A 15,421-nucleotide genomic window follows, 5' to 3' on the forward strand; every position below is an offset into this window, starting at 1 on the left:
ATTGCTAGAAATAGCAGTCACGTGCAGTAGTAAATCTGTGCGGGAGTAGTTCAATGGTAGAACCCTAGCCTTCCAAGCTAATGACGCGGGTTCGATTCCCGTCTCCCGCTCCAGTTTGCGAGCAAAGATTTTAGAAGTTGTTTTTGCAGCTTCTTTGCCCATGTGGCTCAGTGGTAGAGCACTCCCTTGGTAAGGGAGAGGTCGCGGGTCCGATTCCCGCCATGGGCACCATTTTCTGGTGCGCTCGCTTGATAGGGTTGCGCCGAAATCCTCTTGCAGTGAATTAGTTTTTTCGGAGTCGGAAAAATGGCAAAAGAAAAATTCGAGCGCACCAAGCCCCACGTGAACGTGGGCACCATCGGTCACGTTGACCACGGCAAGACCACCCTGACTGCTGCTATCGCTACCGTGCTGTCCAAGCACTTCGGCGGTGAAGCCAAGGACTACTCGCAGATCGACAACGCCCCCGAAGAAAAGGCTCGTGGTATCACGATCAACACTTCGCACGTTGAGTACGAAACTGCCAACCGCCACTACGCTCACGTGGACTGCCCCGGCCACGCTGACTATGTGAAGAACATGATCACTGGTGCCGCTCAGATGGACGGCGCTATCCTGGTTTGCTCCGCTGCTGACGGCCCCATGCCCCAGACTCGCGAGCACATCCTGCTGTCGCGTCAGGTGGGCGTGCCCTACATCATCGTGTTCCTGAACAAGGCCGACATGGTGGACGACGAAGAACTGCTGGAACTGGTCGAAATGGAAGTGCGCGAGCTGCTGTCCAAGTACGACTTCCCCGGTGACGACACCCCCATCATCCGCGGCTCCGCCAAGCTGGCCCTGGAAGGTGATCAGTCCGACAAGGGCGAGCCTGCCATCCTGAAGCTGGCCGAAGCTCTGGACACCTACATCCCCACTCCCGAGCGTGCTGTTGACGGCGCCTTCGTGATGCCCGTGGAAGACGTGTTCTCCATCTCCGGTCGTGGTACCGTGGTGACTGGCCGTATCGAGCGCGGTATCGTCAAGGTCGGCGAAGAAATCGAAATCGTCGGTATCAAGGACACCGTCAAGACCACCGTCACCGGCGTGGAAATGTTCCGCAAGCTGCTGGACCAAGGTCAGGCTGGCGACAACGTGGGCCTGCTGCTGCGCGGCACCAAGCGTGAAGACGTGGAACGCGGCCAAGTGCTGTGCAAGCCCGGCTCCATCAAGCCCCACACCAACTTCACTGCTGAAGTTTACGTGCTGTCGAAGGACGAAGGCGGTCGCCACACTCCTTTCTTCAACAACTACCGTCCCCAGTTCTACTTCCGTACAACTGACGTGACCGGCTCCATCGAACTGCCCGAAGGCAAGGAAATGGTGATGCCTGGCGATAACGTGTCGATCACTGTGAAGCTGATCTCCCCCATCGCCATGGAAGAAGGTCTGCGCTTCGCTATCCGCGAAGGTGGTCGTACTGTGGGCGCCGGTGTGGTTGCCACGATCATTGCATAATTGATTTGTAGGGGTATAGCTCAATTGGCAGAGCGTCGGTCTCCAAAACCGAAGGTTGTAGGTTCGATTCCTACTGCCCCTGCCACCTCTTAATGGTGGAATCAACAAGAGCCCGCCTTTGGCGGGCTTTTGTGTCTTGAAATTGCACATTTTTGTGCATTTGAAACAAAATATGGCCACTACTCAGGTTGAAACAGTCAGCTCTGCTGCTGACAAAGCAAAATTAGCCGCTGTTGCGGCTTTAGTTGTTGCTTCTATTGCTGGCTTTTATCTGTTGAGCAAGCAAGGTGCGCTGGTGCAGTGGGCGACTCTGATTGTCGGCCTGGTGCTGGCTGCTGGCGTGTTTCTGATTTCTGAGCCGGGCAAGCGCTTCATTGGCTTTGCTCGTGATGCTTGGCGTGAGGTGAAGAAGGTGGTCTGGCCCACCCGCAAAGAAACCATGCAGATGACACTGTATGTCTTTGCGTTTGTGGTGGTGATGGCCTTGTTCTTGTGGTTCACCGATAAGACGCTTGAATGGGTCTTGTACGACTTGATTTTGGGCTGGAGGAAGTAATGGCTGATGCAGTCGAAACAGATGTGAATGGTGGAGCAGCGGGACCCGCCAATCCCGATCTGCGCTGGTATATCGTCCATGCCTATTCGGGTATGGAGAAGGCTGTCGAGCGCAATATTGCGGAGCGTATTGCCCGCTCGGACATGCAGTCCAAGTTTGGCCGCATCCTGGTGCCTTCCGAAGAAGTTGTGGAAATGCGCAACGGCACTCGTCGCACCACAGAGCGTCGCCTGTTCCCCGGTTATGTTTTCGTCGAAATGGTGATGGATGACGATACATGGCACCTGGTGAAGCACACCAGCAAGGTGACTGGTTTCGTCGGTGGTGCCAAGAATCGTCCTGCCCCCATTTCTGAAGAAGAAGTTCGCAAGATCGTCGACCAGATGCAGGAGGGCACCGAGAAGCCCCGCCACAAGGTCGAGTTCATGGTGGGCGAAATGGTTCGTGTCAAGGAAGGTCCGTTCGCAGACTTCAACGGCTCCGTCGAAGAAGTCAACTACGAAAAGAACCGTCTGCGTGTGTCGGTCACCATCTTTGGCCGCGCAACTCCTGTGGAATTGGAATTCTCTCAAGTTGAGAAAACTTGAGATTCGCAATAGAATCTAGGGCTTCGCATTTTTTGACTCGATGCGAAGCTTTTTTGTAGAGTCAGCAACCTCGGGGAGCTGTTTGCAGACGCTGCGAATGGCGCTATACCCGTAAGGAGCTCAACATGGCGAAAAAAATCGTCGGCTTCATCAAGCTGCAAGTGCCAGCTGGTAAGGCCAATCCTTCTCCTCCCATTGGTCCTGCGCTGGGTCAGCGCGGCCTCAACATCATGGAATTCTGCAAGGCGTTCAACGCCCAGACCCAAGGTGTCGAGCCCGGCCTGCCTCTGCCCGTGGTGATCACGGCTTTTGCTGACAAGAGCTTCACGTTCGTCATCAAGACTCCTCCCGCAACCGTTCTGATCAAGAAGGCTGTGAAGCTGGACAAGGGCTCTTCCAATCCTCTGAAGAACAAGGTTGGCAAGATCACACGTGCTCAGCTGGAAGAAATCGCCAAGACCAAGCTGAAGGACATGAACGCCGCTGACGTTGACGCTGCTGTGCGTACGCTGGCTGGTTCTGCCCGTTCGATGGGCGTGATCGTGGAGGGTGTGTAAATGGCCAAGTTGACCAAGAAGCAAAAAGCTCTCCAGGGCAAGGTTGATTCCAACAAGCTGTACTCTTTCGCTGACGCCGTGGCGCTGGTGAAGGAAGCTGCAACTGCCAAGTTCGATGAATCCATCGACGTGGCCGTGCAACTGGGTGTGGATGCCAAGAAGTCGGACCAAGTGGTGCGTGGCGCTGTGGTGCTGCCTCACGGTACCGGCAAGACTGCTCGCGTGGCTGTGTTCGCACAAGGCGCCAAGGCTGAAGAAGCCAAGGCTGCTGGCGCTGACGTGGTCGGCATGGACGACCTGGCTGCTCAAGTCAAGGCCGGTGACATGCCCTTCGACGTGGTGATCGCTGCTCCCGACGCTATGCGCGTTGTGGGCCAGCTGGGTCAGATCCTGGGCCCCCGTGGCCTGATGCCCAACCCCAAGGTTGGCACCGTGACTCCTGACGTCGCTACGGCCGTGAAGAACGCCAAGGCTGGTCAAGTGCAGTTCCGCGTGGACAAGGCTGGTATCGTGCACGGCACGATCGGTCGCCGTTCGTTCGATGCCGACAAGCTGCAGGGCAACCTGGCTGCTCTGATCGATGCACTGAACAAGGCCAAGCCTGCTTCCAGCAAGGGTCTGTACCTGCGCAAGGTGGCTGTTTCGTCGACCATGGGTGTGGGCGTTCGCGTCGATACACAATCCATCTCGGCGTAATTGCTAGAAATCGTCAGATGAGCCTGGCTCATCTGGTGTGGTGGGCTGCGGGAGTTGTTGCTCCTGCAGGTCATCCAAGACCGTTGGTGTGATTTGATCACTTAATCACGAAGGCCAACGCAGATGGCGATCCCGCTGCAGATGGAAATTTTTCCTAAACAGTTGGTCGCTGCAACAAGAGCGTGTATGCAGGGCTTGCCTTGCATATGCATTTGAAGGAGTAGACCTTGAGTCTTAATCGCAGTGAGAAAGAAGCGGTCATCAACGAAGTGACCAGCCTCGCCGCTAAAGCTCAAACGCTTGTGATCGCGGAATACCGTGGCATCACGGTCGCCGACATGACCAAACTGCGTGCCGATGCTCGCAGCAAGGGTGTGAGCCTGAGCGTGTTGAAGAACACCCTGGCCCGCCGTGCTGTTGCCGGTAGCGCGTTTGACGTGGTGGCTGACCAGATGACTGGTCCCCTGATCTATGGCTTCTCTGAAGACGCAGTGGCTGCCGCCAAGGTGGTGGCCGACTTCGCGAAGACCAACGACAAGTTGGTGATTCGCGGTGGTGCGTTCGGAGGCAAGGCCCTGGACATCGACGGCGTTAAGCAACTGGCAAACATCCCCTCCAAGGAAGTACTGCTCGCACAACTGTGCGGCTTGCTCATGTCGCCTATCTCGCGTACAGCCGTTGTGCTGGGCGCTCTGGCGGCCAAGAAGGGCGAAGGCTCTGCCGAAGCGGCAACAGAAACAGCCGCAGCCTGAGTGCTCGGCAAAACCAACCAATTTTAGGAAATCAAAATGGCATTCGATAAAGACGCATTCCTGACCGCCCTGGACAGCATGACTGTTCTGGAACTGAACGACCTGGTCAAGGCTATTGAAGAGAAGTTTGGCGTGTCCGCCGCTGCTATGGCTGCTCCCGCTGCTGGCGGCGCTGCTGGTGGCGCTGCTGCTGCTGAAGAAAAGACCGAGTTCAACGTCGTTCTGACCGACGCTGGCGCTAACAAGGTGTCCGTGATTAAGGCTGTGCGCGAAATCACCGGCCTGGGTCTGAAGGAAGCCAAGGATCTGGTCGACGGCGCTCCCAAGACCGTGAAGGAAGCAGCTCCCAAGGCTGACGCTGAAGCCGCTGTGAAGAAGCTGGTTGAAGCCGGTGCCAAGGCTGAACTGAAGTAATTCAGTGAAATCAAGGGCTGGAGACTCCTAAAAGGGTCTCCAGCCTTTGGCGCTTGTGGAACGCGCTGAAAGAACACACCAGAAAGCAGGTTTCCTAGGGAGTCTGCTTTTTAGTGTCTTCTGACAATCCGACAGCAGAAGATGCCTTGGTTCGGGCGATGTGCAACGCATCGCCGTCAGCCATGGTTGGTAGTGGCCAACCGCCAAGCCCGCAGGAGAACCCTGTGGGGCAGTCGTCGCAGACCCAGGACTCATGTCTTTGCCCGGAGATCTCATGGCCTATTCTTATACCGAACGCAAGCGAATCCGCAAAAGCTTCGGGAGCCGCGATAGCGTGCTCGAAGTGCCTTATCTGCTGCAGATGCAAAAAGATGCCTATACAGCATTCCTGCAGGCAGATGTAGCCCCCAAAAAACGTACCATTGATGGCCTGCAAGCGGCCTTCAATTCCGCCTTCCCCATCGTCTCCCACAATGGTTTTGTGGAGATGAAGTTTGTCGAGTACAACCTCGCCAAGCCCGCTTTCGACGTGCGTGAATGCCAGACCCGTGGTCTGACCTTCGCCTCCGCTGTCCGCGCCAAGGTCCAGTTGATCATCTATGACCGCGAGTCCTCCACGGCTCAGTCCAAGGTGGTCAAGGAAGTGAAGGAACAAGAGGTCTACATGGGCGAAGTGCCCCTGATGACCGACAAGGGTTCGTTCATCATCAACGGTACCGAGCGCGTGATCGTGTCTCAGCTGCACCGTTCGCCTGGCGTGTTCTTCGAACACGACAAGGGCAAGACCCATAGCTCGGGCAAGCTGCTGTTCTCGGCTCGCATCATTCCTTACCGCGGCTCCTGGCTGGACTTCGAGTTCGACCCCAAGGACCTGCTGTACTTCCGCGTCGACCGTCGCCGCAAGATGCCCGTGTCGATCCTGCTGAAGGCCATCGGCATGACGCCCGAGACCATCCTGGCAACGTTCTTCGTGAACGACAACTTCCGCCTGATGGACAGCGGTGCCCAGATGGAATTCGTGGCCGATCGCCTGAAGGGCGAAGTCGCGCGTTTCGACATCACCGACAAGTCCGGCAAGGTTGTTGTCGCCAAGGACAAGCGCATCACTGCTCGCCACACCCGCGAGCTGGAGCAGTCCGGCACCAAGTTCGTCAGCGTGCCCGAAGACTTCCTGCTGGGTCGTGTGCTGGCCAAGAACATCGTTGATCCCGATACCGGCGAAATCATCGCCAAGGCCAACGAAGAACTGACCGAAGCCCTGCTCAAGAAGCTGCGCAGCGCCGGTGTGCAGGACGTTCAGTGCATCTACACCAACGAACTGGACCAGGGCGCCTACATCTCGCAGACTCTGCGCACCGATGAAACCGTGGACGAGTTCGCTGCCCGCGTTGCCATCTACCGCATGATGCGTCCTGGCGAGCCTCCTACCGAGGACGCCGTGCAGGCCCTGTTCCAGCGCCTGTTCTACAACGCCGACACCTATGATCTGTCGCGTGTGGGCCGTATGAAGTTCAACGCCAAGATCGGCCGCGAAGGCGCGACCGGTCCCATGGTGCTGTCCAACGAAGACATCCTGGCCGTGGTCAAGATCCTGGTGGACCTGCGCAATGGCCGCGGCGAAGTCGACGATATCGACCACCTGGGCAACCGCCGCGTGCGCTGCGTGGGCGAACTGGCCGAAAACCAGTACCGTACCGGTCTGGCTCGTATCGAAAAGGCTGTGAAGGAACGTCTGGGTCAGGCCGAGCAAGAGCCCCTGATGCCTCACGACCTGATCAACTCCAAGCCCATCTCTGCGGCTCTGAAGGAGTTCTTCGGTGCCTCGCAGCTGTCGCAGTTCATGGACCAGACCAACCCTCTGGCAGAAATCACGCACAAGCGTCGTGTTTCTGCCCTGGGCCCAGGCGGTCTGACCCGCGAACGTGCCGGCTTTGAAGTGCGTGACGTGCACGTGACCCACTACGGTCGCGTCTGCCCTATCGAAACGCCTGAAGGTCCCAACATCGGTCTGATCAACTCGCTGGCTCTGTACGCCCGCCTGAACGAGTACGGTTTCATCGAAACCCCTTACCGTCGCGTGGTGGACGGCAAGGTGACGATGGACATCGACTACCTGTCGGCCATCGAAGAAGGCAAGTACGTGATCGCCCAGGCCAACGCCGATCTGGATGCCGAAGGCAATCTGGTGGGCGAGCTGGTGTCGGCCCGTGAAGCCGGTGAATCGACCCTGGTGTCGGCCGAGCGCGTGCAGTACATGGACGTGTCGCCTGCGCAGATCGTGTCCGTGGCCGCTTCGCTGATTCCCTTCCTGGAACACGACGACGCGAACCGTGCCTTGATGGGCGCCAACATGTCGCGTCAGGCCGTGCCTGTGCTGCGTCCTGAGAAGCCCATGGTCGGTACCGGCATCGAGCGCGTTGCCGCTGTGGACTCCGGCACCGTGGTCACCGCCAAGCGCGGCGGTATCGTGGACTATGTCGACGCCACCCGCATCGTGATCCGTGTGAACGACGACGAAGCCGTGGCCGGTGAAGTCGGCGTGGACATCTACAACCTGATCAAGTATCAGCGTTCCAACCAGAACACCAACATCCACCAGCGCCCCATCGTCAGCCGTGGCGACAAGCTGGCCAAGGGTGATGTGCTGGCGGACGGCGCTTCGACCGACCTCGGCGAAATCGCCATCGGCCAGAACATGCTGATCGCGTTCATGCCCTGGAACGGCTACAACTACGAAGACTCGGTGATGATCAACGAGCGCATCGTGGCTGACGACCGCTACACCTCGATCCACATCGAGGAGCTGGTGGTGATGGCTCGCGACACCAAGCTGGGTGCCGAAGAAATCACGCGCGACATCCCCAACCTGTCCGAGCAGCAACTGAACCGCCTGGACGAGTCCGGCATCATCTACGTGGGTGCCGAAGTGCAGCCCGGCGACGTGCTGGTGGGCAAGGTCACGCCCAAGGGCGAGACCACGCTGACGCCTGAAGAGAAGCTGCTGCGCGCCATCTTCGGCGAGAAGGCTTCCGACGTGAAGGACACTTCTCTGCGTGTGGATCAGGGCTCGCAAGGCACCGTGATCGACGTGCAGGTGTTCACGCGTGAAGGCATCCAGCGCGACAAGCGCGCCCAGCAGATCATCGACGATGAACTCAAGCGCTTCCGCCTGGACCTGAACGACCAGCTGCGCATTGTGGAAGCCGACGCCTTCGACCGTATCGAGAAGCTGCTGACCGGCCGCGTGGCCAACGGCGGTCCTCAGAAACTGTCCAAGGGCGCCAAGATCGACAAGGCCTATCTGGACGGTGTGGAGAAGTTCCACTGGTTCGACATTCGTCCTGCCGAAGACGATGTGGCCGCTCAGCTGGAGTCCATCAAGAATTCCATCGAGCAGCAGCGTCACACCTTCGACCTGGCGTTCGAAGAAAAGCGCAAGAAGCTCACCCAGGGCGACGAGCTGCCTGCCGGCGTGCTGAAGATGGTCAAGGTCTACCTGGCCGTCAAGCGTCGTCTGCAGCCCGGTGACAAGATGGCCGGCCGTCACGGTAACAAGGGCGTGGTCTCCAAGATCACTCCTGTGGAAGACATGCCTTTCCTGGCTGATGGCTCCACTGCCGACATCGTGCTGAACCCGCTGGGCGTGCCTTCGCGTATGAACATCGGTCAGGTGCTGGAAGTGCACTTGGGCTGGGCCGGCAAGGGTCTGGGCCAGCGCATCGGCGACATGCTGCAAAAGGAAGCCCGTGCTGCTGAAGTGCGCGCCTTCCTGGAAGAGATCTACAACCGCAGCGGTCGCAAGGAAGAGCTGTCTCAGCTGGACGACGGCGAAGTCATGTCCATGGCCAAGGAACTGACCACGGGCGTGCCGTTCGCAACGCCGGTGTTCGACGGTGCTTCCGAAGCCGAGATCAAGGACATGCTGAAGCTGGCCTACCCTGACGACATCGCTGCCGCCAAGGGTCTGACCGAGACACGCACTCAGGCTTATCTGTATGACGGCCGCACCGGCGAGCGCTTCGAGCGTCCGACCACCGTGGGCTATATGCACTACCTGAAGCTGCACCACTTGGTCGACGACAAGATGCATGCCCGCTCCACCGGTCCTTACTCGCTGGTGACGCAACAGCCTCTGGGCGGTAAGGCCCAGTTCGGTGGTCAGCGTTTCGGTGAAATGGAAGTGTGGGCGCTGGAAGCTTACGGCGCCGCCTACGTGCTGCAGGAAATGCTGACCGTGAAGTCCGACGACGTGGTCGGTCGTACCAAGGTGTACGAGTCCATCGTCAAGGGCGAGCACTCGATCGAAGCGGGCATGCCCGAATCGTTCAACGTGCTGGTCAAGGAAATCCGCTCTCTGGGCTTGGACATCGAGCTCGAACGTTCTTAAGCCCTATTAAACAGAGAGCTGCAACCGCTTTAAAACAAAGGATTTGCGCTTGGTTCGTTGCTGAAACCAAGGCAAATCCAGCGGTGGCTGCAATGATTTTTGACGAAAAGGAAAGAGTTACATGAAATCGCTACTCGACCTGTTCAAGCAATTTACGCCTGATGAGCATTTCGATGCCATCAAGATCGGCCTGGCCTCGCCCGAGAAGATCCGTTCCTGGTCTTTCGGTGAAGTGAAGAAGCCTGAAACGATCAACTACCGTACTTTCAAGCCCGAGCGTGATGGTCTGTTCTGCGCCAAGATCTTTGGCCCGATCAAGGACTACGAATGCCTGTGCGGCAAGTACAAGCGCCTCAAGCACCGCGGCGTGATCTGCGAGAAGTGCGGCGTTGAAGTCACACAGACCAAGGTGCGTCGCGAACGCATGGGTCACATCGACCTGGCCGCGCCCTGCGCCCACATCTGGTTCCTGAAGTCCCTGCCTTCGCGCCTGGGCCTGGTGCTGGACATGACGCTGCGCGACATCGAGCGCGTGCTGTACTTCGAAGCCTATGTGGTGACCGACCCCGGCATGACTCCGCTGAAGAAGTTCAGCATCATGACCGAGGACGACTACGACGCCAAGCAACTCGAGTACGGCTACGATGAGTTCACCGCCAAGATGGGCGCTGAAGGCATCAAGGACCTGCTCGAAGGCATCGACATCGACGTCGAGATCGAGCGCCTGCGCAACGATCTGACCGGCTCCGAAGTCAAGGTCAAGAAGAACGCCAAGCGCCTGAAGCTGCTGGAAGCGTTCAAGAAGTCCGGCATCAAGCCCGAGTGGATGGTGATGGAAGTGCTGCCCGTGCTGCCTCCCGATCTGCGTCCCCTGGTGCCTCTGGACGGTGGCCGTTTCGCCACTTCCGACCTGAACGACCTGTACCGCCGCGTCATCAACCGCAACTCGCGTCTGCGCCGCCTGCTCGAGCTGAAGGCTCCTGAAATCATCGCGCGCAACGAAAAGCGCATGTTGCAGGAAGCGGTGGACTCGCTGCTGGACAACGGCCGTCGCGGCAAGGCCATGACGGGCGCCAACAAGCGTGCCCTGAAGTCGCTGGCCGACATGATCAAGGGCAAGAGCGGTCGTTTCCGTCAGAACTTGCTGGGCAAGCGCGTGGACTACTCCGGTCGTTCCGTGATTACCGTGGGTCCTTACCTCAAGCTGCACCAGTGCGGTCTGCCCAAGCTGATGGCGCTGGAGCTGTTCAAGCCCTTCATCTTCGCGCAGCTCGAGCAGCGCGGCATCGCCACGACCATCAAGGCTGCCAAGAAGGAAGTGGAAGCCGGTACGCCCGTGGTGTGGGACATCCTTGAAGAAGTCATCAAGGAACACCCCATCATGCTCAACCGTGCGCCTACGCTGCACCGTCTGGGCATCCAGGCTTTCGAGCCCATCCTGATCGAAGGCAAGGCCCTGCAACTGCACCCGCTGGTCTGCGCGGCCTTCAACGCCGACTTCGACGGTGACCAGATGGCTGTTCACGTGCCCCTGTCTGTGGAAGCGCAGATGGAAGCCCGCGTGCTGATGCTGGCCTCGAACAACGTGCTGTTCCCCGCTTCGGGCGAACCCTCCATCGTTCCTTCTCAGGACGTGGTGCTGGGTCTGTATCACGCCACGCGTGAAAAGATCAACGGCAAGGGCGAAGGCATGGTGTTTGCCGACCTGATGGAGCTGCAACGCGCTCTGGATGCCGGCGAGACCGAACTGCACGCCAAGATCAGCGTGCGCCTGACCGAGTGGAACAAGAACAAGGAAACCGGCGAATTCGAGCCCGTGACCTCGCTCGTGGAAACCACCGTGGGCCGTGCCCTGCTGTCTGAAATCCTGCCCAAGGGCCTGGCTTTCAGCAACATGAACAAGGCGCTCAAGAAGAAGGAAATCTCCAAGCTGATCAACGCCTCCTTCCGCAAGTGCGGTCTGAAGGCCACGGTCGTGTTTGCCGACAAGCTGCTGCAAAACGGTTTCCGTCTGTCCACGCACGCCGGTATCTCGATCTCCATCGACGACATGCTGGTGCCTCCGCAAAAGGCCGACATCCTGGCCCGCGCAGAGTCCGAAGTGAAGGAGATCGAGCAGCAGTACGTCTCGGGTCTGGTGACCTCCGGCGAGCGCTACAACAAGGTGGTGGACATCTGGGGCAAGGCCGGCGACGACGTGTCCAAGGTGATGATGGACCAGCTCAAGGTCCAGAAGACCACCGACCGTCATGGCAACGAAGTCGATCAGGAGTCGTTCAACGCGATTTACATGATGGCCGACTCCGGCGCCCGTGGCTCCGCAGCTCAGATTCGTCAGCTGGCCGGTATGCGTGGTCTGATGGCCAAGCCTGACGGCTCCATCATTGAGACGCCTATCACCGCGAACTTCCGCGAAGGCCTCAACGTGCTGCAGTACTTCATCTCGACCCACGGTGCTCGTAAGGGTCTGGCCGACACGGCGCTGAAGACGGCTAACTCCGGTTACCTGACTCGTCGTCTGGTGGACGTGACGCAGGATCTGGTCGTGAACGAACAGGATTGCGGTACCTCCAACGGCTATCTGATGCGCGCCATCGTCGAAGGCGGTGAAGTGATCGAATCCCTGCGCGACCGTGTGCTGGGCCGTTCGACCGCGGAAGAAGTGCTGCACCCCGAAACCCGTGCCGTGCTGGTGCCTGCCGGTACCCTGCTCAACGAAGACACCATCGAAGAGCTGGAAGCCCAGGGCGTGGACGAAATCAAGGTTCGCACGGCTCTGACCTGCGAAACCCGTTTCGGCCTGTGCGCCACCTGCTACGGTCGCGACCTGGGCCGCGGCGGCCTGATCAACCTCGGCGAAGCCGTGGGTGTGATCGCTGCCCAGTCCATCGGTGAACCCGGCACGCAGCTGACCATGCGTACCTTCCACATCGGTGGTGCCGCTTCGCGTGCCGCCATCGCTTCGAGCGTGGAAGCCAAGTCCAATGGTGTCATCGGCTTCAACAGCACGATGCGCTATGTGTCCAACACCAAGGGCGAGCTGGTGGTGATTTCGCGTTCCGGCGAGATCGTGATCAGCGAAAACGGCCGCGAGCGCGAGCGTCACAAAGTGCCTTACGGCGCCGTGCTGACCATCAAGCCCGATGAAGCCATCAAGGCCGGCAAGATCCTGGCGAACTGGGATCCGCTGACCCGACCCATCATTACCGAATACGCCGGTCAAGTGCGTTTCGAGAATGTGGAAGAAGGTCTGACGGTGGCCAAGCAGGTCGACGAAGTGACCGGTCTGTCCACTCTGGTGGTGATCGACCCCAAGCGTCGTGGCTCCGCCAAGGTGGTGCGTCCCCAGGTCAAGCTGATCGACGCCAACAACCAGGAAGTCAAGATCCCAGGTACCGACCATGCCGTGACGATCGGCTTCCAGGTCGGCGCCCTGATCCAGGTGCGTGACGGCCAGGACGTGGGCCCCGGCGAAGTGCTGGCCCGTATCCCTGTGGAAGGTCAGAAGACCCGCGACATTACCGGTGGTCTGCCCCGTGTGGCCGAACTGTTCGAAGCCCGTACGCCCAAGGACAAGGGCACTCTGGCCGAGATGACCGGTACCGTGTCCTTCGGCAAGGAGACCAAAGGCAAGATCCGCCTGCAGATCACCGATCTGGAAGGCAAGGTCTGGGAAGAGCTGGTGCCCAAGGAGCGCAACATTCTGGTCCACGAAGGCCAGGTGGTGAACAAGGGCGAGTCCATTGTTGACGGTCCTGCCGATCCTCAAGACATCCTGCGTCTGCTGGGTATCGAAGAGCTGTCGCGCTACATCGTGGACGAGGTGCAGGACGTTTACCGTCTGCAGGGTGTGAAGATCAACGACAAGCACATCGAAGTGATCGTGCGTCAGATGCTGCGTCGCGTGATCATCGAGAACTCCGGCGATACCACCTACATCCAGGGTGAACAGGTCGAGCGTTCCGAGGTGCTCAACACCAACGAACAGATGCAGAAGGAAGGCAAGCTGCCTGCCACGTACTCCAACGTGCTGCTGGGTATCACCAAGGCTTCGCTGTCGACCGACTCGTTCATCTCTGCGGCTTCCTTCCAGGAAACCACCCGTGTTCTGACCGAAGCTGCCATCATGGGCAAGCGCGACGAACTGCGTGGCCTGAAGGAAAACGTGATCGTGGGTCGTCTGATCCCCGCCGGTACCGGTCTGGCCTATCACCAGGCTCGCAAGGCCAAGGACGAAATGGACGATGCCGAGCGTCGTGCCATCGCCGAAGCCGAAGAAGCCGAGCTGGCCGGTGTGCTGGCTGATGACGTCGAAGCACCTGCTGGCGACGCCTCTGCCGACTAAGCATGGCACTGGGCCGCAGCCGGCAAGGGCTGCGGTTCGCTGCTGATGCACCGCGCTCCCGCTCTGCCTTGTGCAGACGGGAGCGTTTTTCATTGATCAAGACACGATTTGCGCAAGTTCGGATCAGGCATGGCGCATGTCGATGGACATGCCCGCCGTGCCTTGCTGTCTGCGTCAGTTTTCCAAGTTTTTCAGGTCTGCTCTTCATGACTTCCAAGCCTTCCCAACCCAAGAACGCCGCGGCTGGTGCTGCTGTACCCAACGCTCCTGCCCTGTGGCAACAGCTGGATGCAGTGGCCAAGGCCCTGCACGGCATCCTGGGTGGCCAGTCCAGCAAGGCTGTGCTGGCACAGGTGCCGCAGCGCTTGCGTCCGGGAGTGCAGGCCTTGCTGTTCCAGGTGCTGCGCAATCTGGGACGTGCCCAGGCGCTGCAAAAGCAGCTGGCGCCGCGCGCACCTGCACCCAAGGTCAGTGCCTTGCTGAGCACGGCGCTGGCTTTGGCCTGGGATGAGGCGCAAGCCCCGTATCCGCCCTTCACCCTGGTCAACCAGGCCGTGGAAGCCGCCAAGAATGGCGCGGCACGCGCGCAGTCCGGTTTCATCAATGCCTGCCTGCGCCGCTTTCTGCGCGAGCGCGATGCCTTGGTGAGCGCGACCGACAGCGATCCAGTGGCCGTCTGGAATCACCCTGCCTGGTGGATTGCCCGGCTCAGGAAAGACCATCCCCGGGATTGGCAGACCATTTTGGCGGCCAACAATGCCCAGCCGCCCATGACGCTGCGCGTGAATGCACAGAAAAGCACTGCAGCCCGGTATCAGGATGCGCTGCAGGAGATGAACCTGAAGGCGACGGCCGTCGCCGAGTGCGGTCTGCAGCTGGAGCAGGCCGTGCCTGTACAGGAGCTGCCGCATTTTGAAGAAGGCTGGGCATCGGTGCAGGACGGCGCGGCACAGGCCGCGGCCCCACTGCTGCTGGCCGGCTTGTCCCAGCCCCAGGGGCGCCCGCTGCGCGTGCTGGATGCCTGTGCGGCGCCCGGCGGCAAGACCGCTCATCTGCTCGAACGTGCCGCGCCCGGCAGCATCGAAGTCACGGCCTTGGAGATCGACCCCGAGCGGGCTCGCCGCATCGATGAAACCCTGTCGCGCCTGGGCTTGAAGGCCAAGGTGCTGGTGGCCGATGCGTCCGCGCCCCAGGCGTGGTTCGAGTCGCAATGTGGCGGTCAGCCCTTCGATGCCATCTTGCTTGATGCGCCTTGCACCGCATCGGGCATTGTGCGTCGCCAGCCCGATGTGCGCTGGCTGCGTCGTGAAAGCGATGTGGCCCAGTTGGCAGACATCCAGTCCAGGCTGCTGGATACCTTGTGGCCGCTGCTGCAGCCCGGCGGCCGCATGGTCTATTGCACCTGCTCGGTCTTCAAGGCCGAGGGCGATGCCCAGATGCAAGCGTTTCTTGCACGCAACACTACGGCGGCCAGCTTGCCTGCTCCGGGTCATTTAATTCCCGGCAAAGCTGCCAAACACGATTCAGTGGCAGACAATCCCCTGGGTGACCACGACGGCTTTTTTTACGCTCTGCTGGAAAAATTGCGCTAACGCTGTAGCGGGGGCCTTGTGGCCTGCGGCCCGTGCAG

Annotated in this window: 10 protein-coding genes and 3 tRNA genes; all 13 read left to right on the plus strand. The window is 59.5% G+C overall.

Translation table 11 applies throughout. From position 1 onward, the window contains the following. Positions 1-39 precede the first annotated feature (39 nt). The 13 genes from F0P97_RS01920 to rsmB all read left to right on the plus strand — a co-directional run bounded on the left by F0P97_RS01920 (position 40) and on the right by rsmB (position 15,383). A tRNA-Gly gene (locus tag F0P97_RS01920) sits at positions 40-113 on the plus strand. Between the two features lie 43 nt (positions 114-156). Next, positions 157-231, plus strand: a tRNA-Thr gene (locus F0P97_RS01925). A gap of 75 nt (positions 232-306) precedes the next feature. Next, positions 307-1,497, plus strand: coding sequence for an elongation factor Tu (gene tuf, locus F0P97_RS01930; protein WP_012836789.1), 1,191 nt, complete (start codon positions 307-309; stop codon positions 1,495-1,497). Positions 1,498-1,506: 9 nt separating this feature from the next. Continuing rightward, a tRNA-Trp gene (locus F0P97_RS01935) sits at positions 1,507-1,582 on the plus strand. Positions 1,583-1,669: 87 nt separating this feature from the next. Next, positions 1,670-2,053 (plus strand): preprotein translocase subunit SecE, encoded by a 384-nt coding sequence (gene secE / locus F0P97_RS01940; protein WP_034349432.1) that lies wholly within the window; start codon positions 1,670-1,672, stop codon positions 2,051-2,053. Then, positions 2,053-2,640 (plus strand): transcription termination/antitermination protein NusG, encoded by a 588-nt coding sequence (gene nusG / locus F0P97_RS01945; RefSeq protein WP_003065695.1) that lies wholly within the window; start codon positions 2,053-2,055, stop codon positions 2,638-2,640. The genes secE and nusG overlap by 1 nt, the downstream gene beginning before the upstream one ends. Positions 2,641-2,765: 125 nt before the next feature. Further along, a complete protein-coding gene (gene rplK / locus F0P97_RS01950) occupies positions 2,766-3,197 on the plus strand; it encodes a 50S ribosomal protein L11 (RefSeq protein WP_003059339.1) in 432 nt (143 codons plus the stop codon). Then, positions 3,198-3,893, plus strand: a complete 696-nt coding sequence (gene rplA, locus F0P97_RS01955) for a 50S ribosomal protein L1 (RefSeq protein WP_003065693.1) — start codon at positions 3,198-3,200, stop codon at positions 3,891-3,893. Between the two features lie 227 nt (positions 3,894-4,120). Continuing rightward, positions 4,121-4,645: a 50S ribosomal protein L10 gene (gene rplJ, locus F0P97_RS01960; RefSeq protein ID WP_003065692.1), complete on the plus strand. Its 525-nt coding sequence runs from the start codon at positions 4,121-4,123 to the stop codon at positions 4,643-4,645. A 36-nt stretch (positions 4,646-4,681) separates the two neighbouring features. Beyond that, positions 4,682-5,059 carry a 50S ribosomal protein L7/L12 gene (rplL, locus tag F0P97_RS01965; RefSeq protein WP_003065690.1) on the plus strand — a complete coding sequence of 126 codons (378 nt, stop codon included), beginning with the start codon at positions 4,682-4,684 and terminating at the stop codon, positions 5,057-5,059. Positions 5,060-5,333: 274 nt separating this feature from the next. Then, entirely contained in the window at positions 5,334-9,446 is a 4,113-nt protein-coding gene (rpoB, locus tag F0P97_RS01970) for a DNA-directed RNA polymerase subunit beta (RefSeq protein WP_182285405.1), read from the plus strand. A gap of 121 nt (positions 9,447-9,567) precedes the next feature. Beyond that, positions 9,568-13,791, plus strand: coding sequence for a DNA-directed RNA polymerase subunit beta' (rpoC, locus tag F0P97_RS01975; RefSeq protein ID WP_003065685.1), 4,224 nt, complete (start codon positions 9,568-9,570; stop codon positions 13,789-13,791). Between the two features lie 206 nt (positions 13,792-13,997). Then, positions 13,998-15,383, plus strand: a complete 1,386-nt coding sequence (gene rsmB / locus F0P97_RS01980; protein WP_182285406.1) for a 16S rRNA (cytosine(967)-C(5))-methyltransferase RsmB — start codon at positions 13,998-14,000, stop codon at positions 15,381-15,383. The last annotated feature ends 38 nt before the right edge of the window (positions 15,384-15,421 follow it).

Origin of the sequence: Comamonas testosteroni, from assembly GCF_014076415.1 — a bacterium.
GTDB classification, from domain to species: Bacteria; Pseudomonadota; Gammaproteobacteria; order Burkholderiales; family Burkholderiaceae_C; genus Comamonas; species Comamonas testosteroni_F.